Raw genomic sequence first — 22,469 nt, 5'->3', positions numbered from 1 at the left:
GGAAGGCTGATGAGGGCTCGGCGAGCCCTCGTTTGGGGATGCCTTCGGGCGGCCTACTTGGGATAACCCGCGCGCTTCATTTCACGCGTGGTCGACTGTTGCACCGCGGTGAGCATCTGCTCCACCGGCATCTGGCCCGTCAGCGCGGCGGAGAACATCTTGCCGACCTGGGTGCCGATGGCCTGGAACTCGGGGATAGTTACCAGCTGGATACCGACGTAGGGCACAGACTTGGCTGATGGCGAGGCGGGATCGGCCTGCTTCAGCGATTCCAGGGTGATCTCGGCGAACGGCGCGGCGGCCATGTACTCGTCGTTGTAGGTGGATTCACGCGTGCCCGGCGGCACGTTGGCGACGCCGTCGGTCTCGGCGACGAGCTCGGCGTAGTCCTTCGAGGTGGCCCAGGCGGCAAAGGTCTTGGCGGCCTCTTTTTGCTGCGAGCTGGAGGGGATCGCCAGTGCCCAGGAATAGAGCCAGGCCGAGCCTTTCTCAGTCTTTTCATGTGGGGCGAAGGCGAAACCTACCTTGTCGGCGACCTTGCTTTGCGATTGGTCAGTCACGAAAGAACCAGCGACGGTGGCGTCGACCCACATGGCGCATTTGCCGCTGTTGAACAGTGCGAGGTTTTCGTTGAAGCCGTTGCTCGATGCACCGGGCGGGCCGTATTTGCTCAGCACGTCGACATAGAACTTGGCCGCTTCTGTCCATTCCGGGCCGGTGAATTCCGGCTGCCACTTTTCATCGAACCAGCGCGCGCCAAAACCATTGGCAATCGTCGTAACCAGCGCCATGTTCTCGCCCCAGCCAGCCTTGCCGCGTAGGCAGATGCCGTACTGATCTTCGCCGGGCTTATGCAGCTTTTCGGCAAATTCGGCCATCTGGGTCCAGGTCGGGTGCTCAGGCATTTCGAGCCCGGCCTGCTTGAACAGGTCGGTGCGGTAGTAGGTCATCGAGCTTTCGGCGTAGAAGGGCAGCGCGTACAGGGTGCCGTCCACCGACAGGCCCTCGCGGACGGACGGGAATACGTCGTCGAGGTCGTAGTCATTGGGCAGATCGGTCATGGGCGCCAGCCAGCCCTTGTCGCCCCAAAGCGACGCTTCGTACATGCCGATGGTCAGGACGTCGAACTGGCCGCCGTCGGTGGCGATGTCGGTGGTCAGGCGCTGGCGCAGCACGTTTTCTTCCAGCACGACCCAGTTCAAGTCGATGTCGGGGTGCTGTTCTTCGAAGGTCTTGGACAAGCGTTGCATGCGGATCATGTCCGCGTTGTTAACAGTGGCGACGGTGAGGGTTTCGGCGGCCTGGGCCATGCCGACGGTGGCAATGCAGGCGGTGCCGAGCAGCAAGTTGAAGGTCTTCATTCCTGGACTCCTCTTCCACGTCCGGCGGTGGAAGCACTTATTGTTTTTGTTGTTGCCCGCGTACTGCGCTACGAGCGTCTCGAGGGCCATTACAACGCTGGGCATCAAAGGGCGACAAAGCCCTGACTGCACTGAGTTCGGTACTTTTTTGCACTTGGATGTGGGCGGCCTCTACGGTGTCGGCGTACGGCTTAATCCGAGCGTAAAGGCTCAAGCATGGGAGTTGCCCGCTGCGGGATGGTAGCTGAAACGAGCGAAGGGGGCGTGATAAGGCCGGCGCACGGCGGGCCGGAAGCGTATCAGCCGGCCAGGTTCTGTTCGGTCAGGCGCTGCTCGACCAGGCGGCGATAGCAAGACGGCGTCATGCCCTTGAGTTGCTGGAACCGCCGATTGAAATTCGACAGGTTGTTGAAGCCTGACTCGAAGCAGACATCCGTGACCGGCTTGTCCTGGTCGAGCAACAGCTCACACGACTTGCTGATGCGCAAGCTGTTGACGAACTCGACGTAGCAGCGGCCGGTGGCGCGCTTGAAGAACCGGGAAAAGTAGGTCGGCTTCATGCCGAGGTGGCTGGCGACTTCCTCCAGCGGAAGCTCGCGCATGTAGTTCTCGAAGATGTAGTTGACCGCCATGTTGGTGCGGTCCGCGTGGTGCTCGTCGCTGAGCTGCGCCGAGGTGGAGCCGGAGAGCAGCTGGTAGTCGTCGCAGCGAGCCAGCAGCTCGAGGATGATCAGGAAATAGCCCAGGCGCGTGGCGCCGTGGCTGTCGGCAATCTGCTGCATCAGGTCGCGTGCCTGGGCAATGGTGTGCTGACAACGGAACTCAATGCCGTACCGCGAGCGCTCGAGCATCGGGGTGAAGCTACGCAGTTCGGAAAACACCGCGTGACCGGCTTCGAGCAGTTCGTCGGTGAAATTGACCAACATGTCGCGCTTGGCCACCACCTCGCCGTCTTCGACCTGGCTGATCCAGTTGTGCGGCAGGTGCGGGCCTGTCAGAAACAGGCTGTCCGGGCCGAAGTTGCCGACATAGTCACCGACGAAGACCTTGCCCGAGCTCGCAACGATCAGGTGCAGCTCGTATTCCTTGTGGTTGTGCCAGCGCACCAGCGGGCAAGGGAAACCGTGTTCGCGGTAAATCAGCGAATTGCCGTGGTGGTCGTCCATCAGTTCGTAGGACGGATCGGAAATCTTCAACGCTCTCATGCAGGGTCCGTTGTCGTGACAAGCCTCGAAGGGTTTTTTATAGCTGCTGGGGCGGCGATGACCAAGTCGCTCAGGCAATTTCGTATCGGTACGGCAATTCCGGGCCCCGTCTCGAACAGGTAATGGCAGCGGCCTTGGCGGCGAACACGAGCATGGCTTCGAGTTGCTCAGGCTGCATCTGCGCTAGCGCCTGCGGTGAGGCCAGGCCTTGTTCGTCCAGGTAGGCCAGGAGCGCCGCCTGGAAGGTATCGCCTGCGCCTACGGTGTCTCGTACCTGAACTGACTGAGCGGCGGCATTGAATAGCCCATGCCGCCGGCTGAACAGCTGCGCGCCTTCGCCACCACGCGTCAACACGACCAGTTCAGCCTGATCGCTTAGCCAGCGCTGCGCGATGGCGTGCGGCGCGACGTTCGGGTAGAGCAGGGCGAGGTCTTCGTCGCTGACCTTGATCAGGTGCGCCCGCGCAGCGAAGGCTTCGACCCGCTCGCGCCAGCGTGCCAGGTCCGGCTCGACGTTCAGGCGGATGTTTGGGTCCAGGGAGATCAGAAGGTTGGTGCTCGCTTGAGCCAGCAGGGCAAGCAAAGTGTCGGCGACTGGAGGCGTTACGAGGGAGTAGGAGCCGAAATGTATGCCTTGAATGGCGTCGCTCAGTGGATGAAGGTGTTCGGCCTGCAACAAGCGGTCGGCACAGCCTTTGCCGCGAAAACTGTAGACGGGCGAGCCGTCGGCCCCTACCGCGACCATCGCCAGCGTGGTCGGCGCGTCGAAGGTCACCAGATGATCCGTTGCGACACCTTCCTCTTCCAGCAACTGGCGCAGGCACTGGCCGAAGTGGTCGCTGGACAGCCCGCCGAAAAGGGCGACCGGCGAGCCCAATCGTGCCAGGCCGACGGCGACGTTATAGGGTGAGCCGCCCGCGACGGCTTCGAGGTTGAGACGGTTGCTGCTGGCCGCCGGCGCGGCGAACACATCGAAAAGCGCTTCACCACAGACGAGGTACATGGGGCGTTCCCTTCGCTGGAAATCCCCGGAGCTTAAACGCGAGTCTTGCGACGAGACAGTACCCGCTGGGCTGGGCGCCGATACGATCTTGCACTCGCTTCAGTACAGCCAGACCTCGACGCGACGGTTCTTGATCCGGCCGGCTTCACTGTTGGAAGCCACTGGAAGTTGATCGCCCAAGCCATTGATATCCCTGACAAGAATGCCTCCGCGCGCCAGCTCGCGACGCACAGCCATGGCGCGCAGCTTCGACAGCAGTGCGGTCCGTGCCGGGTCGTTGCGTGCGTCACCGAAACCCACCAGCACTGCGGCGTTCATCGTCTTGTCGTGGCTGTTGAGGTAGTCGATCAGCCGGGTTACGTCGCGCTGGGCCTTGTTATCCAGTTGAGCGCTGCCTTCGGCGAAGCGGAAGTTAACGGTCAACCGCTGGGCATCCTGGGCCAGCGCCTGGTACGCGTCCGGCATGCTGGCCTGCACGGGCAGTTTGATTGGCGCGATGGCCTGCGCAACGTAACCGGACTGCTCGACGATGGCTTGCCCTGCCGGGCTGTGGACGAAGGTCAGGAACTCGCGAGTCCAGGGGGATTGCTTCTTCGGGTCGGCATAAAGAAACAGGCGGCGCGACAAGGGATAGTCCTCGGTGGCGACCAGTGCGGTGCTGGGCGGCATGGGCTGCGAGTCGCCATCGGTGATAGCCAGCGCTTTGGACTTACCGACCGAGGCAAGGCCAACGAAGCCGATTGCACCTGGACGATTGCTGACGGCCTGGGACAGGGCGTCATTGGATTCGTAGCGTGCCGCACCCGAGGCCAGCGCCTTGCCCTGGCTGCCGAGTACCAGTTCCTTGAAGGTGTCGTAGGTGCCGGACTGGTCATCGCGGGCATGCAGTTCCACCGCCAGGTTCGCACCGCCCAGCTCGCGCCAGTTGGTCACTTCACCGGCGAATAGGCGCGCCACCTGCTCCACGCTGAGGGACTGGACAGGGTTGGCTGGATTGACGATCACCGCAAGCCCGTCGATCGCAATGACTTGCTCGCTTTCAGCACTGCGCATGTCGCCCAATGCGGCGAGACCATCAGCTTCGCTCTGTTTGATTGGGCGCGATGCGGCGGCAAGGTCGGCCGTGCTGTCTTTCAGCCCGGCGAAGCCGGTACCGGTGCCGTGCGCCGCGACGAACGCATGTACGGCGTTGCCCTTGCTGTCTGTCGCTGTGATGCGCTGTTCGTTCTCGCGGCCCGCCGGGGCGATGCGCACCGACTGCAGGCCTCGGGAATCGAAATAGCCAGCGATCAGCATGGGCGCCAGCTTGGCGCCGACCGTGTTAGAGCCTTGGATGCGCAACACGGAACCAGCTTCAGCGGCGATGGCTGAGCCGCCCGGAACGGCCAAACCCAGACACGCCAGGCTGAACACAACCGGGCGCAGCGCCCTGGATACAACAAAGCCGACGGACGCCGTAAATCCCATGAAGCCACACTCCCATGCATAGAAGCGGGCGAGATTAAGACGGTTTCCTTGCAGTTATGTGACACCGCATTCGCGGGCGATGGCATTGTGCCCTCTGTCACATTCCATCGGGTCACCGCTTTGCAAGTGCAGACAGCGTCGCTTTCTAGTAAGCCGAGTCTTAGCGCAGCTTGATCCACACCGGGCAATGATCCGAGGGCTTGTCCATGGCACGGATGTCGTAGTCCACGCCGCAATCGACGACACGCTCGTGCAGGCCTGCGGTGGTCAGGATCAGATCAATGCGCAAGCCACGTCGCGGGTTGTCCTCGAAGCCGCGGCTGCGGTAGTCGAACCAGCTGAAGCGGTCGACGACCTCGGGATTGAGCGTACGGAAGCTGTCCTGCAAGCCCCAGCTCTTCAGCCTGGTCAGCCATTCGCGCTCTTCCGGCAAGAAACTGCACTTGCCGGAACGTAGCCACCGCTTGGCGTTCACTTCGCCAATGCCAATGTCGCAATCCTCGGGTGAAATGTTGAAGTCGCCCATGACCGCGACGGCGTCTTGCGGAGTGAAGCGCTGTTCCAACAATGCCTGCAGGTCCGCATAGAACTTGGTTTTGGCGGGGAATTTGATGGGGTGGGCGCGGCTTTCACCCTGGGGGAAATAGCCGTTCATGACGGTGACGGGCTGGCCGTTGGCATCGGCGAAGCGGCCCCAGATGAAGCGCTTCTGCGATTCCTCGCCATCACCGGGAAAGCCTTTATGAATCTCGAGCGGTGCCTGGCGGGAGAGCAGGGCGACACCGTAGTGACCTTTCTGGCCATGAAAATGAACGTGATAACCCAGCGCTTCGATTTCGCCCTGGGGGAACTGCTCGTCGGCCACTTTGGTTTCCTGAAGGCCGATGACATCCGGTTGATGTGCCTCTATCAGTGCAGATAGTTGATGAGGTCTTGCGCGTAAGCCATTGATATTGAATGAAACAAGCTTCATCGTCGCTGCTCCCGAAAAAGCGCGATTCTAAACGGCTTATGCCACCACCGGCCAGGCAGGCGGCCAGGCGTGTCGCGCGCGGCGGTGCTACCGTGAACTCAGCCTGACCAGAACAAGAGAGCCACCATGCCCAAGCCCGCCGACGTACGAATGCTGGACAGTGGATACGCCAGGGAGGCCCGCTCGCTGCTGTATCACGCCTACCGTCACGAACCCACCTTTGCTTACCTGTTCGAGGCCGATCGGCCGGGCTACGAGCATCGTGTTCGCGCGACAGTGCGTGAGTTGGTCAACCAGCACCTGACGCAGGAGCAGCCTGCCCTCGGCCTATTGCTGGATGACCGGCTCATTGCCGTCGCGCTCATCGCGCCTCCTCAACGCCGGTTGGACGTGACCGAAAGTTGGTTCTGGCGCATGCGCATGCTGCTCACTGCAGGGTTTCGCTGTACCCGTCGCTACCTGGATTACCACGCCACCGTGCTGGGTTGCCTGCCGCCCGGCAGTTATCACCTGTTGCCCTTGATGGCCGTGCATCCGCAGTACCAGGGGCAGCACTATGGCGAGCAGCTGCTCGAAGCACTGCATAACTGGTGTGCCCAGGACACCCGCTCCGAGGGGTTGATGATCGATACGGGCAACCCGCGCTACCTGCATTTCTATGAGCGGCAGGGCTACCAGAACGTCGGTCAGGTGGCGATCGGGCCGGTGGTCGAGCATGTGTTTTTCCATCCGGCGCCGCAGGTTGTCGAAGCCGGCGTCGGCTGATGGCGAATTTTGCGGCGCCTGCGCAGTCGAAACGGCGGGTTAGCGATGAAGTCAGTCTATGCCTTGGGTTATGCCGTCCCTGCCGTGCAATGCGTATCGATGTGGCACCGGAAGCCGGTGCGTGTCGTGCTAGCATCGCTCGCCATGTCTATTTCACTGTGCCGCCGTGTGGTTCCGGCCGGCCTTGTCCTGTTGCTTGCGGCTCCGGTTTTTGCAGCGGAGCTCGACGTCGATGTCGAGCCGTCCAATGGTGCCCTGCGCGAGAACGTCGAAAACTACATTGGCGACCTAGGCGACCGCAGTGAGGACGAACTGCTGCGCTACAGCCGCATCGTTCACGATCAGGCGGAGAAAGCGCTTCAAGCGCTGGGGCATTACAACGCCACGATCGAGACGGAGGTCATCGGCGGTGAGCCGCCGCGCTTGCGGGTACGCATTGAGCCGGGCGATCCGGTACGGCTGCGCAATGTCACCTTGCGGGTAGACGGCCCGGCCTCACAACTCCAGACCTTCCGCGTCCCCCGTAACCGGCTCAAACCCGGCGAGGCGCTCAACCACGGCGAGTACGAAAGCGCCAAACAACAGATTCTCAACCAGGCATCCCGGTACGGCTTTTTCGATGGCCGTTTCGTCCGCCAGCGCCTGGCGATAGACCCGGCGCAGAACACGGCCGATGTCGAGTTGGTGTTCGAGAGCGGCCCGCGCTATCGACTGGGTGACGTTGCCTTCGAAGGCGATTCGCCGTTCGACCCCGACCTGCTCGCGCGCATGGTGCCCTTCGAGCCCGATACGCCTTATGACTCCGAGCTGATTGCGGACCTCAACCAGGCGATGCAGTCGAGTGGCTACTTCGAGGGCGTCCGGGTGGACGCCAACCCGTCCAATGCTCAGGCGCAGCGCATCCCCGTTTCCGTGCTGCTCACCACGCGTGATCCCCGCACGCTGGGCCTCGGCCTCGGCTTTTCCACGGATGTCGGCCCGCGTGTGCGTTTCGACTTCCTGCGTCACTGGGTCAACCCGCAGGGGCACAGCTACGGTATCGAGTCGGAGCTATCGGCGCCGCGGCAAAACATCGGGCTCTGGTACGACGTGCCACTAGATCCGCCGCTCACCGACAAGTTGCGCTACGCCGCTGGCTACCAGTACGAGCAGATCGCCGACGACGACAGCCTCAGCCAATTGCTCACCATTGGGCCGGAATGGCACCGAAAATTACCCAGCGGATGGCAGCGTATCTGGTCGCTCAAATGGCGCCACGAGCGCTACGAACTGGGGGACGATACGGGCATCAGTAGGCTGCTGATGCCCGGTGTGGCGTACAGCTACCTGCGCAGCGACAATCGCATCAACCCGAACCGCGGCTACCGTCTGGAATTCGAACTGGCTGCGGCGAAGAAGGGCCTGCTTTCCGACGCCGATCTGATCCATGCCAACGCGACCGTGAAGGGGCTGACCACGTTGGGTGGGCGGCATCGCTTTCTCGGGCGGGTACAGGTTGGCGGCAACTGGACCGACGAGTACACCAACGTGCCGCCGTCTCTGCGCTATTTCGCCGGTGGCGACCAAAGCGTCCGAGGCTACGACTACCAGAGCCTGTCGCCGACCAATTCCGACGGCGACCGCATCGGCGGGCGCTATCAGCTGGCGGTCAGCGCCGAGTACCAGTTTTCGATCAACGAACAGTGGCGCGTGGCGACTTTCGTCGATCAAGGCAACGCGTTCAATTCCCTGGAGATTCCGTCGCTCAAGAGCAGCGTCGGTCTTGGCGTGCGCTGGGTATCGCCGGTCGGGCCGATCCGTGTCGACCTGGCGCATCCGCTTGATGGCGAGGGCGGGGTGCGCCTGCATTTTTCGATGGGGCCCGAATTGTGAGGCGTGGTGTGCGGATCATCGGGTGGGTATTGCTGGCGGTCGTCGCGCTCATCCTTCTCCTGGTACTGGCGGTGGGTGCGGTGCTCGGCACCGGTGCGGGCAGCCGCTGGGTGCTGGAAAAGGTGCCCGGCTTGGAAGTCGAGGCCTTCGAGGGGCGGCTCGCCGGTCGCTGGCGGGCCGACCGTCTGGTCTGGGAGCAAAACGGCAAGCGAGTCGAAGTCGCCGAGCCGCGGATGGATTGGTCGCCGTCATGCCTGCTCCGCCGGACTCTGTGCATCGAGGCGCTGGTCGCAGGCGATATCGACGTGCATATTCCGCCCGGCCCCGACGAGCCGAGCAGCGGACCGATTGAACTGCCGGAATTGAAACTGCCACTGGCGCTTCGCATCGAGCGGGTCGAAGTCGGCCAGGTTCAGTTCAACGGGGCCGAACAGCTGCAGGAATTGTCGCTGCGCGCCGATTGGCGGCGCGAAGGGCTCGACATAGGTGCGCTGCAGATTCGCCGTTCCGACCTGTCCGCTGACATGGCGGGGAGGCTGGTGCCCGAAGGCGACTGGCCATTGGACGTGAGTGGCGCCGTCGCGCTCCGCTCACCCAGTGAACAACCCTGGGCAGTCATGCTCCGCGCGACCGGTGAGTTGCGTGAGCACCTGATGCTTGATGTACAAAGCCAGGGCTACCTGGACGCGCGCATCAGCGGCCGGATCAGGCCCCTCGAAGAGGACCTGCCCGCACACCTGGTGGTTGCTGTCGATGACTTCAAAGCCAGCCCCGAGCTACCCGATGCCTTGCGCCTGGAGCGGCTTGAAGTGAGCGCCGAGGGTGATATGCAGCAGGGCTACCGGCTGGCAGGCGAGGGCAACCTACAGGGCGAAGGCGGTGCGGTCGGCCTTCGCCTCAGCGCGATTGTCGATGCCGAGCAGGCACGCATCGAGCAGCTGCTGCTCGACGCCGGGGAAGATCGGACGGTGTCACTCAAGGGGGAGGCAGGCTGGACGGACGGACTGCGCGCCGATGCCGCGCTGGCCTGGCGTGATTTTCCCTGGCGGCGTCTTTACCCGGACGTCGACGAGCCACCCGTTGCCCTGCGCCGGCTCGACGCGCAGGTGCAATACGACGACGGCAACTACCTCGGCAACTTCGACGCGGGCCTGTCTGGCCCAGCGGGCGACTTCAGCCTGCGCAGCCCAGTCAGCGGCAATCTCGAGGTGGTCCATCTGCCGCAATTGGAGCTCGTGGCGGGGCAGGGGCGTGCCGCGGGTAACCTGAGCATCGGCTTTGCAGACGGCATCGATTGGAAGACCCGGCTCGAGCTGAGCCAGCTCGACCCAGCGTACTGGGTCGCCGAGCTACCTGGCCAGCTGCGCGGCACGCTCACCAGTGAGGGCAGCCTTCATGAAGCCCTTCAGGCCCAGGCGCAACTCGACCTGGACGGCACGCTCCGGCGCCAACCCTTGCAACTGCAATTACGCGCCAGCGGAGAAGGGGCGGACTGGGAGGTACCAACCCTGGACCTGCGGCTCGGCGACAACCGCGTACAAGGGCGCGCAAGCCTGGGCGACGCGCTGCGCGCAGAGCTGGAATTGGATCTGCCTCGACTGGCGCAGCTGTGGCCACACCTGACAGGGCGCGTATCCGGTGGTCTGAAGCTTGCCGGAACGCTGGACGCTCCACAGGGCACGCTCGAACTCGAAGGGAATGGCCTCGCTCTAGAGGCGAACCAGGTTAACCGTCTGCAAGTGTCAGCGGCGCTCACTGAAGGCCAGCGAGGGCGGTTGCGCCTGGACGCAACCGGCATTGGAGTAGGCGAGACCGACGTTGGCGCGCTGGGCTTGTCTGCCAGTGGCACGGCTGAGGCCCACAGCGCGGAGCTCGCACTGCAGGGGCCCATTGTCGACCTGGACCTTGCACTCGCGGGTGGTCTCAGCGGGGACGACTGGCGCGGTCGGTTGCTGAGCGCGGAGATCGAGGCCGAAAGCCAACGTTGGACCCTTCGCCAGCCTGCCAGGCTCGAGCGATTGGCAAGCGGGCGGATCGATCTCGGCGCCCATTGCTGGGCTTCCGGCCCGGCATCCCTTTGCGCAGAGGACCAGCGCCTGGCTCCAGATCCGCGGTTGCGCTATCACCTCAGGGACTTCCCGCTCGATTCACTGGCCGGATACCTGCCGGAAAACCTCGCCTGGCAGGGCGAACTCAATGCCGACCTGTCGCTGGACATTCCTGCCGCTGGGCCGACCGGTAGTGTTCGGGTCGACGCAGGGCCAGGAACCTTACGTATCCGCGAGGGCGAACGATGGCTGGATTTCCCATACAGCACGCTGGCGTTGAGCAGCGACCTCGCCCCGTCGCGTATCGACAGCCAGCTCAATTTCGAAGGCGGGCCGCTCGGCTCGCTGGCGGTCAACCTGCAGATCGACCCCGCCGGAGAGCAAAAGCCCATTTCTGGTGATTTCCGCCTGCGTGAGCTTGATCTTTCCGTGGCGCGTCCCTTCATCGCGCAGGTCGATCGCTTCGAAGGCCAGCTCAACGGCAGCGGCACGCTATCTGGCACGCTGACCAAGCCTCAGGTCACCGGCGAGTTGAATCTCACCGGCGGCGAGATCGCCGGTAGCGAATTGCCGGTGAGCTTCGAACAACTGCAGCTGCAGGCGCGCATCGATGGGGAACGATTGCAGCTGGACGGCGATTGGCGCAGCGGCGAGCAAGGCCGCGGCGCGATCGGCGGCCACGTCGCTTGGGGCGATTCGCTGGACCTGGACATCAGCGTCAAGGGCAGCCGCCTGCCGGTGATCGTCGAGCCCTACGCAGAACTCGAAGTCGAGCCTGATTTGCGGTTGCAGCTCGCTGGCGACGCCTTGGCGGTGGTCGGCAAGGTGCGCGTACCACGTGGCACGATTACGGTACGTGAGCTGCCGCCGTCGACCGTCAAGGTGTCGAGCGATGCGGTGATCGTTGGCGAGGAAGCTGAAGACACGCAGCCGCCGCTGGCCATGCGCATGGACATCCAGGTCGAAGTCGGCCAGGACAGGCTGCGCTTTTCCGGCTTCGGCCTGACCGCGGACCTGGCGGGGTATCTGCACATTGGCGACAACCTCGATGCCCGCGGCGAGCTGAATCTGAACAATGGACGTTACCGCGCCTACGGGCAGCGCTTGACCATCCGCCGTGCCCGCCTGTTGTTCACGGGTGTGCTGGCGCAGCCTTTCCTGGATATCGAAGCGATACGCCGGATCGAGGCGGACAACGTCATCGCCGGCCTGCGCATCACCGGCAGTGCCGAACAGCCGCGGGTGGATGTGTTCTCCGAACCGGCGATGAGTCAGGAGCAGGCACTGTCCTATCTCGTTCTCGGCCGGCCGCTCGGAGCCGAAACCGGCGATAACAACATGCTGGCGCAGGCGGCGTTGGGGCTGGGGCTGGCAGGTAGCGCATCGGTGACGGGTAACGTCGCGCAGCGCCTTGGCATCCAGGACTTTCAACTGGACACCGAGGGTAGCGGCAATGACACCAGTGTGGTCGCCAGTGGCCGCATCACCGATCGCCTGACGCTTCGTTACGGCGTGGGTGTATTCGAGCCGGCCAACACCATTGCGCTGCGGTACCAATTGACCAAGCGCATCTTCCTCGAGGCGGCAAGCGGGTTGGCCAGTTCTCTCGATGTGTTCTATCGGCGCAACTTCTGACTGGCACCCGCTCCGCTGGCAAAAATATCTGCCCGTCACGCTGGCGCACCTGCCTGGCTCGGCTACGCTGAGCAGGCTTACGTAACCGGTAACCTGCTGCCCTTCAGCGCATGACCTGTGGGTCGTTTTTCGGTTTCCAGGACAAGGGCCCGGCCCGCTATTTCAGGCTGGCGCCAAGTGTGCAGGGTGGTGGTAGGATCGCCCGGTCGCTCCTTGCAAGGCAGCCGCCGCTTGGCTCTACCACGGGCCGTGGCAGCTGCCGGCAATGACGCCACATTGACGTGGTGCCATTGCCGCGCCGCGTGTGCTCTTGTGATCGGCTGGCTTCGTTTGGCTACAGAGGTACACAGCTGGCACGCGGCCCGCATGGGCAAGGATGTCTAACATAACGAATAAGGGTGCCTTGAATGGAATTCCTGCAAAACCTCGTCAACAGCGTCAACGGGCTCGTCTGGGGCCCACCCATGCTGGTGCTGATCCTCGGTACCGGCCTTTTCCTGATGGTCATGCTCAAGTTCATGCCGCTGGTGCGGATCGGTACCGGTTTCGCCCTGATTTGGCGCGGCCGTGCCAAGGGCGATGAGGCGACGGGCGAAATCAGCCCGTTCCAGGCGCTGATGACCTGCCTGGCGGCTACGGTCGGTACGGGTAACATCGCGGGTGTCGCCACGGCGATTTTCCTCGGCGGCCCGGGTGCGCTGTTCTGGATGTGGTGTACCGCTCTGGTGGGCATGGCGACCAAATATTGTGAGGTCGTGCTGGCTGTCCACTACCGCGAGAAGGACGAGCGCGGCGAGCACGTCGGCGGTCCCATGTATGCGATCAAGAACGGGCTGGGCAAGCGCTGGCTGTGGCTCGGTGGCGCATTCGCGATATTCGGTGGCCTGGCCGGCTTCGGCATCGGCAATATGGTGCAGGTGAACAGCATGGCGCTGGCCCTGGAAGCTACCTTCGCCGTGCCCCTGTGGGTCACCGGCCTGGTAACCATGGTCTTCGTCGGGCTGGTGATCCTTGGCGGCATCAAGCGGATTGGCAAGGTTGCCGCGGCGCTGGTGCCGTTCATGTGCGTGGCCTACATCATTGCCGGGATCGTCGTGCTGGTGGTCAACGCCGAGAGCATTCCCGGCGCGTTCAGCCTGATCTTCACCCATGCATTCACGCCCATCGCGGCCACAGGCGGCTTCGCCGGTGCGGCGGTCATGGCGGCGATCCGCTTCGGTGTCGCACGCGGCATCTTCTCCAACGAGGCCGGTCTTGGTACTGCAGGGATCGCGCAGGCAGCCGGTACCACCCAGAGCTCGGTACGCTCGGGCCTGATCGGCATGATGGGCACCTTCATCGACACCATCATCATCTGCACCATCACGGGCCTGGCGATCATCTGCTCGGGTGTCTGGACCAGCGGTGAGAGCGGAGCGGCACTGTCAGCCGCCGCGTTCGAGCAGGCGATGCCGGGCGTTGGCGGCCCTCTGCTGACCATCGCGCTGGTGGTGTTCGCGTTCACTACCATCCTCGGCTGGAGCTACTTCGGCGAACGCTGCTGGGAATTCATGGTCGGCACCAAAGCGATCTGGCCCTTCCGCATTATCTGGGTCGTCGCCGTACCGTTCGGCGCGATCGCTCAACTGGATTTCGCCTGGCTGCTGGCGGACACCCTCAACGGTCTGATGGCCATTCCGAACCTGGTTTCGCTGCTGCTGCTGAGCCCGGTCGTAGTCAAGTTGACCCGTGAGTATTTCGCCCGCACCCATTCAGCCTGATCAACCTGGGCCACGAGACGCTCTCGTGGCCACGACCACTAGGAGTCCACATGACTGATGTCACGCTGCGAGGCAACCCAATCAAGGTTGCCGGTACCTTTCCCGCTCAGGGCGACAAGGCCAAGCCATTCAGCCTGGTCAACGGCGACTTGGCCGACGTGGGCCTCGATGCCTTTGCCGGCAAGCGCAAGGTGCTGAATATTTTCCCCAGCATCGATACCCCGACGTGTGCGACGTCGGTCCGCAAATTCAACGCCCAGGCCAATGACCTGGCCAATACGGTGGTGCTGTGCATCTCGGCGGACCTTCCGTTTGCGCAGAAGCGCTTCTGCGGCGCGGAAGGGCTGGAGAACGTGGTCAACCTCTCGACGATGCGCGGCCGTGAATTTCTCGAGGACTACGGCGTGCTGATCGCAAGCGGACCGCTCGCGGGTGTATCGGCTCGTGCTGTCGTGGTTCTGGATGAGAACGATCAGGTCCTGCACAGTGAGCGGGTCGCAGAAATCGGCACGGAGCCCGACTACGCCGCGGCTCTGGCTGCTTTGAAGTAACGTCGGAATAGGGGAACAGTGCAACGCTGTTCCCTCCGACTGGTTTTTTGACGGCATAAATCCTGCCTGTCTTGCCGTCTCGCTAGGCAATCCCAATTGGCCCGATCCCCCACCAGCCCTTAGGTTTTAAGTGGCTTGGGCATGGCGAGATGCACCAGTCTTATGGCGATAGGCCAGTTTTATCGCTGCCGCCACAATCTTTCGGTTTCGCTGCGGTCCTAGCCTTCGTTGCCCTTTGAATGGATTCGCTATGTATAACTCCAATACCAAGAAGATCGGTGTATCCGGCACGGGCATGATTGCTCACTGCTTCATCCGGTTGATCAAGCAGCATTATCAGGATCTGGAGATCTCCCACGTTCTGACCCGTCGGCCACTCCATTCATTGGCTGACTTCCCCCTTTCTGACCGCCTGACCCAATCTGTCGACCAGTTGATGGCCGGCGCCGACCTGATCGTCGAATGCAGCGGTGACGTTTTTCACGGTACCGAGGTCATCGAGCGCGCATTCGAGGCGGGGCTGCCCGTGGTCACGGTCAACGCAGAGCTACAAGTCACCACGGGTTCCTATCTCGCTGGCAAAGGGTTACTGACCGAGGCCGAGGGCGACCAGCCGGGCTCGTTGGCAGCGTTGCACGAGGAGGCCTTGATGATGGGCTTCACGCCCCTCGTATACGGCAACATGAAGGGCTACCTGAACCACAATCCGTCTCCCGAGGACATGGCCTACTGGGCCAAGCGGCAGGGCATCAGCGTCGACCAGACGACGTCCTTCACCGATGGCACCAAGGTGCAGATAGAGCAAGTGATCGTCGGCAATGGCCTCGGCGCGACGATCACCCGTCAAGGACTCGAAGGCTTGGCCTCAACCAACCTGACCGAGACGGGCAACCTGCTCGGATTGATGTCCGAACGTATCGGCCAGCCGTTCGTCGATTACGTCATCCCGGCGGGATACCCTGCCGGCGGCGTGTTTCTCGTCTGCCGGCATGACGATGAGCAGCAGGCAGCGCTTGAGTACTTCAAGCTGGGGCCAGGCCCGTTCTATACGCTGGTCCGGCCGTTCCACCTGTGTTCCCTTGAGGTCGGCAAGACCGTACGAAGGGTACTCAACGGCGGCGGTGTGCTGTTGAACAACTCGACGAGCCCGACCCTTGGCGTCGCGGCCATTGCCAAGCGTGCAATGCGCCCGGGCGAGTTGATCGAGCGTGGCATAGGCGGGTTTCAGTTCCGGGGCGAGGCCGTCAGGCTCGATGACGAACCGGATCATGTCCCCATTGGCCTGCTTCGCAAGACGGCGCTCAAGCGTGCCGTCGAGCCGGGCCAGCTGATCACCTTCGAGGATGTCGACATCCTGCCGAGCCGCGCGTTGGACATCGTCCTGGCGCAACGCGAAGCCCGCAAGGCGGCGCCTGTTGCTGCAGACGGGGTTGGCGGGGTATCGGTTGGCATGCTTGCACTGGGAAGCTGAGCTCGAGCACAGAACGGCAGGTTAGTCGAGATGACCGGTGACGAGCACAGTCCGGCACCGGGTGAGGAGCGACGACGCCCGCGGGTCAGGCTTAGCTACGTGGGCTGACTGAGCTCGCAGGCAGAGCCCGTTTCCGCCGAAACGGCGCCGTCCAGTCAGCGCAGAGATGTCGAAGCCCCATCCATGCTCACCGCATAACGGCGGCAAGCCTTGAGGTCGTGCGGCGATGCCCGGTTCAGGCGCGCTTCATCGACCAATAGCTCGGCTTGAACAGGTCACGCTCACCGAGCAGCAGCACGCCGGCTGCGAACGCAGCCAGGACCAGCCCGATATACAGGCAAAGCTGAAGCAGACCGTGCGGGGTCGGTGCCCAGTGCAAGGCTGCGAACACTGCCGCTGCGGTCGCAATCCAGCGCAGCAGCAGGCTCGCTGCGATCCCGCGAGGCGATGCGCGGCGCACATAAAGCCCCATGAAGGTAGCTTGAATCAGCGCACCGCAGGTGAAGGCGAACGCCAGCCCCTCAGCACCATGGCTGCGATAGAGAATCGCATCGAGGCCGACGGTAAGCGCCGAGCTGATCAAGGTGATGACCAGAAACAGCCGCGCCTGGTGCTGCGCCAGCAACGCACGGCCCCAGAGCAACGCCAACCCCTGCGCTGGTAGGCCGATGGCGTAGATCACGACGAGCGAGGCCGTCGCAACGGTCTGGCTGGCACCGAACTGCCCGCGCTCCAGCAGGACCGCAACCACCGTTTCCGGGAACGAGCAGAGCGCGACAGTGGCCGGAACCAGGAACAGCAGCGTAGCGAGCAGGCCCTTACGCACCAGGGCCGCGTGCTCGGCGTGGTTCCCATCGTTCCAACTGGACACGAAGCGGGGAAACAACACCGAAAGCACCGACATCGCATAAAGCGTCAGTGGGATGGTGACGATGCGAAACGCAAACGACAGCATCGTGATACTGCCTTCGTCCAGGAATGACGCAAACATCCGCTCGGCCAGGATGCACCCTTGTTGAGCGCCCGCCGCCACCAGAACTGGCGCGAAAGCCAGCCCGAAGCTGCCCGCATGACCTTGGGTCTCGACGTTCGTACCGCCGCGCAGGTAATGGACGCGCTTGTGCTGAACCAGGATCAGCGCCAGTTGCGGCAGCAGCATGCCGATGAAAATCACCATGCCCCGCGGTTCGAACAGCAGGATGCCGATAATGGCGCCCGCGTTGAGCAGCACCGTGCGGGTCATCGGCAGGATGAACACGTCGTCCATGTTCAACAGCGCACCTTGGCAATAGAGCACCGCTTGGACAGCAACCAGCAACGCGCCGACGCAGAACACCAGCTGGCCGGCCGAAACCTGGCTGTCGGACCATCCCGGGGCCAGGGCGGTGAGTAACCAGTAGCTGCCGAGAATGGCCAAGGCGCTTGTGCCCACGCCGATCAGCGTCACCCGCCAATAGAGCCAGCGTGCAACCGTTTCGAACAGGGCCTCGGACTGGCTGCGCAACCGCTGCAGGTAGGGAATCATCGCGTCGCGCAGGGCGAGGCCCAGAAAGTTCTCGAAGAACAATGGGAGGATGAGGGCGACGAAGATCAGGTCCGCTTCCCAGCTGAGGCCAAAGGCCTTGGCGATGAACAGGTCGCGCAGGAAACCGAGCAGAAAGCTGGCGACAGTCAACGCCAGGATGACCAGTGATGCATTCATTCCTTGATCCTGTACAGGCCGCGAGCTCGAGGCCTGGTAAAGCGGGGCGCGGGGGAGACACGCGCCACCGGGACAGTTCCGTGAGTTCTGTCCGCCGGACGCGGCGGTAGAACGATACATAGACTGGACGCGCCGGACATGGTTCCAGGCGTCGAGCCGCCGACCAGAGCGATCTGTCACGCATCGATACGTAAAAATGCCGTAAATCCCCTTTGCGAGCGGGGCGCCACTGCTTATGGTTCACGCTCTTTTTCAGGCGAACCGAATTCATGTCAGAGGCAAGCACTTCTTCTGCGTCCGTACGGCGCTGGTTGATCGTAGGGCTGGTGCTCATCGCGATCGTCGTTCTGGTCTGGTGGCTGTGGCCCAGCGCTGCGGAGCAGCCACAACAGGGGCCGCGTGGTCGCCCCGGATTCGGTGCGTTTGGCGGGGCAACGCCCGTGCGCGTCGCGACCGTGGAGGAGGGTGCATTCGAGGTGTATGAAAAAGCGCTCGGCACCGTCACGCCGCTGAACACGGTAAACGTGCGCAGCCGTGTCGCCGGCGAGCTGGTCGAGGTGAAATTCGAAGAAGGTCAGCGCGTTTCGGAAGGTGACCTGCTGGCGGTCATCGACCCGCGTCCCTACGAAGTCGCGCTGCAGCAGGCGGAAGGCACGTTGCGGCAAAACCAGGCGCAGCTGAAGAACGCCCAAGTCGATCTGGAGCGCTACCGCGGACTCTTCGCCGACGACAGCATTGCCAAGCAGACCCTCGACACCCAGCAGGCGCTGGTCGGTCAGTACCAGGGCACCATCGCCAGCAACCAGGCAGCGGTCAATGAAGCCAAGCTGAACCTAGCGTTCACCCAGATTCGCGCACCCATTGACGGCCGTGCCGGCCTCCGCCAGTTGGACAAGGGCAACTTGGTCAGCGCCAACGACACCACACCGCTCGTGGTGATTACCCAGACCCAACCCATGGCGATTACCTTCACCTTGCCAGAAGGCGAGCTGACCCCCGTGCTGACACGTTTCCGTCGAGGTGACCCGCTGGCCGTGCAGGCCTGGGACCGAAGCGAGCGCGTGCTCTTCGGCGAGGGTGTACTGGAGAGCCTCGACAACCAGATCGACGCGACCACCGGTACGCTCAAGCTCAAGGCACGCTTCGATAACGAGGCGGAACTGCTGATTCCCAATCAGTTCGTCAACATCCGGCTGCGTGTCGAGCGGCTCGAAAACGCCGTGCTGATCCCATCGGCCGCCTTGCAATTTGGTTCACGCGGCAACTTCGCCTACGTCGTAGGCGACGATTCCAAGGTCGAGTTGCGTGTCGTCGAGGTCGGCCCCAGCGATGGTGAACGCACCGTCATCACCCAGGGTTTGGCGGCAGGTGAGCGGGTCGTGATGGAAGGCACCGACCGCCTGCGCGACGGCGCCGAGGTCGAAGTGGTCGACCGTGAGCAGCTCGAGCGGCAAGCCGCTGAAAGCCCCAAGGTCGAAACTCAAGGCGGTGAGCAAGACCAACGGCCGGCTCAAGGCCAGGGGCGCCCGACGCGATGAATATCTCGCGGCTGTTCATCCTGCGGCCGGTCGCGACGACGCTGACCATGATCGCGATCTTCCTGGCCGGGATGATCGCCTACCGGTTGTTGCCCGTCGCCGCCTTGCCCCAGGTCGACTACCCGACCATCCGGGTCATGACGCTCTATCCAGGCGCGAGTCCAGAGGTCATGACCAGCGCCGTGACCGCACCGCTCGAGCGCCAGTTCGGCCAAATGCCGGGCCTGACGCAGATGTCATCGACCAGCTCAGGTGGCGCATCGGTCATCACCCTGCGTTTCTCGCTGGAGGTCGAGCTAGATGTCGCCGAGCAGGAAGTCCAGGCGGCCATCAATGCTGCAGACAACCTGTTGCCCAGCGACCTCCCGGCGCCCCCGGTCTATAACAAGGTAAACCCGGCCGATACGCCGGTCATGACGCTGGCGGTCACATCCGAAAGCCTGGCACTGCCGCAACTGCACGACCTGGTCGACACGCGCATGGCGCAGAAGCTCGCGCAGATCAGCGGTGTCGGTATGGTCAGCATCGCCGGGGGCCAGCGGCCAGCCGTGCGCATCCAGGTCAACCCCGAGGCGCTCGCGTCCTATGGGCTATCGCTGGCGGATGTGCGCTCGTTGGTCACAAGCTCCAACGTGAACCAGCCCAAGGGGAATTTCGATGGCCCGACACGGGTCTCGATGCTCGATGCCAACGACCAGTTGAAGACTCCCGAGGAGTATGCCGAGCTCATCCTGGCCTATCAGGACGGAGCGGCCTTGCGCCTGAAGGATGTCGCCAGCACCAGCGCCGGCGCGGAGAATGAACGGCTCGCCGCCTGGGCCAACCAGAGCCAGGCCGTGCTGCTGAATATCCAGCGCCAGCCGGGCGCCAACGTAATCGAAGTGGTCGAGCGCATCCAGGCGCTGCTGCCTGAAGTCCAGGCCAGCATGCCGGCAGGCCTGGACGTGGTGGTGCTCACCGACCGGACCCAGACCATTCGCGCCGCCGTGACCGACGTTCAGCATGAACTCATGCTGGCCACGGTACTGGTCGTCCTGGTCACCTTCCTGTTTCTCAAGAAATTCTCTGCCACGGTCATTCCGTCGATTGCGGTACCGCTGTCGCTGGTCGGCACGTTTGCAGTCATGTACCTGGCCGGATTCTCGCTGAACAACCTGACGTTGATGGCGCTAACCATCGCAACCGGTTTCGTCGTGGATGACGCCATCGTCATGCTTGAGAACATCGCGCGACACGTGGAGGAGGGCGAGACACCGCTTCAGGCCGCACTCAAAGGGGCCAGGCAGATCGGCTTCACCCTGGTCTCGCTGACCCTGTCACTGATCGCCGTGCTCATCCCGCTGCTCTTCATGCAGGACGTGGTCGGCCGCCTGTTCCGTGAATTCGCCATCACCCTTGCCGTCGCGATCCTCATTTCGCTCGTCGTCTCCCTGACCCTAACTCCGATGATGTGCGCCAAATTACTCAAACCGGTTTCGGTCGAAGGCAAAGGCCCGGACTGGGTCGAGCGACTGATCGGGGGTTATTCACGCTGGCTCACCTGGGTCCTGGCGCACCAGACGCTGACCCTGCTCGTCGCCGTCGGCACGCTGGCGTTGACCGTCGTGTTGTACCTCGCCGTGCCCAAGGGCTTCTTCCCGGTTCAGGACACGGGCGCGATCCAGGGCATCAGCGAGGCGCCTCAGTCGATCTCTTTCCGAGAGATGAGTGTGCGGCAGCAATCGTTGGCTGAGGTGATCCTCGCCGATCCCGCAGTCGAAAGCCTGTCGTCCTACATCGGTGTAGACGGCGACAACGTGACGCTCAACAGTGGTCGGTTGTTGATCAACCTCAAACCGCACGCCGAGCGGGACGTTACCGCGAACCAGGTGATCGACCGTCTGCGCCCCGCGCTGGCGAAGCTGCCCGGCATCGAACTGTACATGCAGCCCGTACAGGATCTTTCGATCGAAGACCGGGTGAGCCGCACGCAATTCCAGTTCAGCCTGGAGTCACCCGACATGACCTTGCTGCAGACGTGGACGCCACGGCTGGTCGAGGCCCTGCGCGCGCAGCCCGAGCTGACCGATGTCGCCAGTGACCTGCAAAGCGATGGCCTGCAGATTTACCTCGACATCGACCGCGACGCGGCCGCGCGGTTGGGCATCGAGGTGTCGGCCATCACCGATGCGCTCTACGATGCCTTCGGTCAGCGGCAGATCTCGACCATTTTTACCCAGGCCAGCCAGTACCGAGTGGTGCTGGAAGCTGAGGCGGGCAATCGGCTCGGCGCCAAGGCGCTCGAACAGGTCTTCGTGCAGAGCGAGGGTGGCACACCGGTGCGGCTGTCGAGCCTGGCGACGCTGGAGCAACGCAACGCGCCGCTGCTGATCAACCACATCGGGCAGTTCCCGGCGGTGACCCTGTCGTTCAACCTGGCTGATGGCGTCTCGCTGGGCCACGCGGTGGAGGTGATCGAGCGCGTCGAGCAGGAGATTGGCATGCCGGCCGGTATTCAGACCCGCTTCCAGGGCGCCGCCGAGGCGTTCCGCGCGTCATTGTCGAGCACGCTGCTGCTGATCTTGGCTGCGGTGGTGACCATGTACATCGTGCTCGGCGTGCTCTACGAGAGCTACATCCACCCAATCACAATTCTTTCCACGCTGCCTTCGGCGGCAGTCGGCGCGCTATTGGCGCTACTGCTGACCGGCAACGACTTGGGCTTGATCGCGATCATCGGAATCATTTTGCTGATCGGCATCGTCAAGAAGAACGCGATCATGATGATCGACTTCGCTCTGGAGGCCGAACGCAACCAAGGCATGAGCCCGGCGGATGCCATCTACCGCGCGGCGCTGCTGCGTTTCCGTCCGATCCTGATGACGACCATGGCCGCGCTCTTTGGCGCCATCCCACTGATGCTGGCTTCCGGCTCGGGTGCCGAACTGCGCCAGCCGCTGGGCCTGGTGCTGGTCGGTGGGCTGCTGCTGAGTCAGTTGCTGACCTTGTTCACTACGCCCGTGATCTACCTGTTCTTTGATCGCTTGGGGCACCGGTTTGCCCGCAAGGGCGGCGCGGAGCAGGAGGCCAGCGCATGACCGTTTCGAAAACGCGTCGGCGGCTGGCGGGTGAATGGCGC

General features: G+C 63.1%; 14 protein-coding genes. 8 read left to right on the top strand and 6 right to left on the bottom strand.

Annotated features, from left to right (window positions below):
• Window positions 1-53: 53 nt before the first annotated feature.
• The 5 genes from M1D78_RS11185 to xthA all read right to left on the bottom strand — a co-directional run bounded on the left by M1D78_RS11185 (window position 54) and on the right by xthA (window position 6,009).
• Window positions 54-1,361 (bottom strand): ABC transporter substrate-binding protein, encoded by a 1,308-nt coding sequence (locus tag M1D78_RS11185; protein ID WP_437419195.1) that lies wholly within the window; start codon window positions 1,359-1,361, stop codon window positions 54-56.
• A 299-nt stretch (window positions 1,362-1,660) separates the two neighbouring features.
• Complete coding sequence (locus M1D78_RS11180) at window positions 1,661-2,566, bottom strand: helix-turn-helix domain-containing protein (RefSeq protein WP_437419196.1); 906 nt, start codon at window positions 2,564-2,566, stop codon at window positions 1,661-1,663.
• Window positions 2,567-2,636: 70 nt separating this feature from the next.
• Window positions 2,637-3,569, bottom strand: a complete 933-nt coding sequence (locus tag M1D78_RS11175; protein ID WP_437419197.1) for a carbohydrate kinase family protein — start codon at window positions 3,567-3,569, stop codon at window positions 2,637-2,639.
• 99 nt (window positions 3,570-3,668) lie between these two features.
• A complete protein-coding gene (locus M1D78_RS11170; protein WP_437419198.1) occupies window positions 3,669-5,036 on the bottom strand; it encodes a substrate-binding domain-containing protein in 1,368 nt (455 codons plus the stop codon).
• A 160-nt stretch (window positions 5,037-5,196) separates the two neighbouring features.
• The gene (gene xthA / locus M1D78_RS11165; protein WP_437419199.1) at window positions 5,197-6,009 is read right to left on the bottom strand and encodes an exodeoxyribonuclease III; all 813 of its coding nucleotides are present in this window, start codon (window positions 6,007-6,009) and stop codon (window positions 5,197-5,199) included.
• A 126-nt stretch (window positions 6,010-6,135) separates the two neighbouring features.
• Between xthA and M1D78_RS11160 the strand changes: the two genes are divergently transcribed.
• The 6 genes from M1D78_RS11160 to M1D78_RS11135 all read left to right on the top strand — a co-directional run bounded on the left by M1D78_RS11160 (window position 6,136) and on the right by M1D78_RS11135 (window position 16,111).
• A complete protein-coding gene (locus tag M1D78_RS11160; protein ID WP_437419200.1) occupies window positions 6,136-6,774 on the top strand; it encodes a GNAT family N-acetyltransferase in 639 nt (212 codons plus the stop codon).
• A 150-nt stretch (window positions 6,775-6,924) separates the two neighbouring features.
• The gene (locus M1D78_RS11155; RefSeq protein WP_437420342.1) at window positions 6,925-8,646 is read left to right on the top strand and encodes an autotransporter assembly complex protein TamA; all 1,722 of its coding nucleotides are present in this window, start codon (window positions 6,925-6,927) and stop codon (window positions 8,644-8,646) included.
• Window positions 8,647-8,654: 8 nt separating this feature from the next.
• Entirely contained in the window at window positions 8,655-12,329 is a 3,675-nt protein-coding gene (locus M1D78_RS11150) for a translocation/assembly module TamB domain-containing protein (protein WP_437419201.1), read from the top strand.
• A 407-nt stretch (window positions 12,330-12,736) separates the two neighbouring features.
• Window positions 12,737-14,089, top strand: a complete 1,353-nt coding sequence (locus M1D78_RS11145; RefSeq protein ID WP_437419202.1) for an alanine/glycine:cation symporter family protein — start codon at window positions 12,737-12,739, stop codon at window positions 14,087-14,089.
• A gap of 50 nt (window positions 14,090-14,139) precedes the next feature.
• Window positions 14,140-14,640: a thiol peroxidase gene (gene tpx / locus M1D78_RS11140; RefSeq protein ID WP_437419203.1), complete on the top strand. Its 501-nt coding sequence runs from the start codon at window positions 14,140-14,142 to the stop codon at window positions 14,638-14,640.
• A 295-nt stretch (window positions 14,641-14,935) separates the two neighbouring features.
• Complete coding sequence (locus tag M1D78_RS11135) at window positions 14,936-16,111, top strand: NAD(P)-dependent oxidoreductase (protein WP_437420343.1); 1,176 nt, start codon at window positions 14,936-14,938, stop codon at window positions 16,109-16,111.
• 235 nt (window positions 16,112-16,346) lie between these two features.
• Here the strand turns inward: M1D78_RS11135 and M1D78_RS11130 are convergent, their stop codons facing one another.
• Window positions 16,347-17,813 carry a lipid II flippase MurJ gene (locus M1D78_RS11130; RefSeq protein WP_437419204.1) on the bottom strand — a complete coding sequence of 489 codons (1,467 nt, stop codon included), beginning with the start codon at window positions 17,811-17,813 and terminating at the stop codon, window positions 16,347-16,349.
• A 269-nt stretch (window positions 17,814-18,082) separates the two neighbouring features.
• Between M1D78_RS11130 and M1D78_RS11125 the strand changes: the two genes are divergently transcribed.
• Both M1D78_RS11125 and M1D78_RS11120 read left to right on the top strand, forming a co-directional pair.
• Entirely contained in the window at window positions 18,083-19,351 is a 1,269-nt protein-coding gene (locus M1D78_RS11125) for an MdtA/MuxA family multidrug efflux RND transporter periplasmic adaptor subunit (protein ID WP_437419205.1), read from the top strand.
• Window positions 19,348-22,428 (top strand): MdtB/MuxB family multidrug efflux RND transporter permease subunit, encoded by a 3,081-nt coding sequence (locus M1D78_RS11120; RefSeq protein ID WP_437419206.1) that lies wholly within the window; start codon window positions 19,348-19,350, stop codon window positions 22,426-22,428. The genes M1D78_RS11125 and M1D78_RS11120 overlap by 4 nt, the downstream gene beginning before the upstream one ends.
• Window positions 22,429-22,469 lie beyond the last annotated feature (41 nt).

It is taken from the genome of Pseudomonas sp. SA195, assembly GCF_054131565.1.
This window is presented reverse-complemented; position numbering and strand designations above follow the sequence as displayed.

Bases quoted from the DNA above. Each gene is read 5' to 3' on its own strand.
- M1D78_RS11180 (WP_437419196.1), bottom strand. From the start codon at position 2,566: ATGAGAGCGTTGAAGATTTCCGATCCGTCCTACGAACTGATGGACGAC.
- M1D78_RS11145 (WP_437419202.1), top strand. From the start codon at position 12,737: ATGGAATTCCTGCAAAACCTCGTCAACAGCGTCAACGGGCTCGTCTGG.
- M1D78_RS11160 (WP_437419200.1), top strand. From the start codon at position 6,136: ATGCCCAAGCCCGCCGACGTACGAATGCTGGACAGTGGATACGCCAGG.
- M1D78_RS11125 (WP_437419205.1), top strand. From the start codon at position 18,083: ATGTCAGAGGCAAGCACTTCTTCTGCGTCCGTACGGCGCTGGTTGATC.
- tpx (WP_437419203.1), top strand. From the start codon at position 14,140: ATGACTGATGTCACGCTGCGAGGCAACCCAATCAAGGTTGCCGGTACC.
- M1D78_RS11185 (WP_437419195.1), bottom strand. From the start codon at position 1,361: ATGAAGACCTTCAACTTGCTGCTCGGCACCGCCTGCATTGCCACCGTC.
- xthA (WP_437419199.1), bottom strand. From the start codon at position 6,009: ATGAAGCTTGTTTCATTCAATATCAATGGCTTACGCGCAAGACCTCAT.
- M1D78_RS11175 (WP_437419197.1), bottom strand. From the start codon at position 3,569: ATGTACCTCGTCTGTGGTGAAGCGCTTTTCGATGTGTTCGCCGCGCCG.
- M1D78_RS11170 (WP_437419198.1), bottom strand. From the start codon at position 5,036: ATGGGATTTACGGCGTCCGTCGGCTTTGTTGTATCCAGGGCGCTGCGC.
- M1D78_RS11130 (WP_437419204.1), bottom strand. From the start codon at position 17,813: ATGAATGCATCACTGGTCATCCTGGCGTTGACTGTCGCCAGCTTTCTG.
- M1D78_RS11135 (WP_437420343.1), top strand. From the start codon at position 14,936: ATGATTGCTCACTGCTTCATCCGGTTGATCAAGCAGCATTATCAGGAT.
- M1D78_RS11120 (WP_437419206.1), top strand. From the start codon at position 19,348: ATGAATATCTCGCGGCTGTTCATCCTGCGGCCGGTCGCGACGACGCTG.